Origin of the sequence: Ochrobactrum sp. S1502_03 (genome assembly GCF_044435015.1) — a bacterium.
Lineage (GTDB): Bacteria > Pseudomonadota > Alphaproteobacteria > Rhizobiales > Rhizobiaceae > Brucella > Brucella chromiisoli.
This window is the reverse complement of sequence record NZ_JAYEXN010000106.1, coordinates 1-527: the sequence shown is the minus strand read 5'-3', so window position 1 is coordinate 527 and position 527 is coordinate 1. Positions and strand designations below refer to the sequence as shown.

Genomic DNA, 527 nt, shown 5'->3' with positions numbered 1-527 from the left:
CACTCCCGCCGACGTCTACTTCGGACGCGGACAGACCATCCTGCTCCAACGCGAAAGGATCAAAAGAGACACGATCAAAAAACGCCGCTTGAACCACCAGGCCAAAGCGGCTTAACTCAACCCCTAAACCGAGCCGGAAACTCCAATCTTCAAAAGCACAAATAGTCTCAAATCATTCGACGACGGACAGAGTTAAGCCGATTATATAAGGCGGCATACAATTTTTCCATCCGCTCAGCCACCCGGTCACCTGCGACCATAGCGTTGCCCGTTGTGGAGTAAAGGTCAAAGATGACCACTCCGCGGTTTCTGGAGATAAGGACGGCATCGAATTCTATCTTGTCATCATCAATCGCTAGGACGGGATATCCGATATATAGAGTTCCGGTTAAATCAGCGGCGCGGCCAGCCTTTACGAAAGCCTCGACAGTGTCATTAAGCATGGAATAAGGACCCCATTTGAGGGGTTATCGGCATCCAAACGGGACCCCTTATTTAAAGGGTAACATGACCTTCGATTTCAATCG

1 protein-coding gene is annotated in these 527 nt (G+C 49.9%); it reads right to left on the bottom strand.

The window, feature by feature from the left end:
- Positions 1–167: 167 nt before the first annotated feature.
- The gene (locus VBH83_RS19400; RefSeq protein WP_396999103.1) at positions 168–443 is read right to left on the bottom strand and encodes a hypothetical protein; all 276 of its coding nucleotides are present in this window, start codon (positions 441–443) and stop codon (positions 168–170) included.
- Between the last annotated feature and the right edge of the window lie 84 nt (positions 444–527).